Annotated in this window: 1 protein-coding gene; it reads left to right on the forward strand. The window is 49.2% G+C overall.

The features are described 5' to 3' along the window. Positions 1-433, forward strand: a 433-nt coding sequence (locus ACTD9P_RS30045) for a Mur ligase family protein (RefSeq protein WP_438870486.1), incomplete at both ends; no start/stop codon positions are given.

Here is a 433-nt window from a genome sequence, read left to right on the forward strand (position 1 = left end):
GTATAAAAGGGTATACGGTAGACGGACATGATTTCGCTCAAAAAGCCGCAGAAAACGGCGCAGCGGCCATCGTTGCCGAGAAAGAGCTTGACGTCGATGTTCCTGTCATTATCGTCCGCCGGTCACAGCGGGCGCTCAGCGTTCTTTCTGACGCGTTTTACGGGCAGCCGACAAAGCAGCTTCAGCTTATCGGCATCACCGGCACAAACGGCAAAACATCAACGACGCACATGGTTGATGAGATTTTCAAAAAAGCGGGAAGACAGACCGGTTTAATCGGAACGATGTACATTAAAATCGGGGATGAGACATTCCCGGTCAAAAATACAACGCCCGAAAGCGTCACACTGCAAAAAACGTTCAAGAAAATGAATGATGAGCATGTTGACACAGCTATTATGGAAGTGTCATCTCACGCTCTGTCACTCGGCAG

This window comes from Pseudomonas onubensis (assembly GCF_965653655.1).
In the GTDB taxonomy this organism is placed as follows: Bacteria; Pseudomonadota; Gammaproteobacteria; order Pseudomonadales; family Pseudomonadaceae; genus Aquipseudomonas.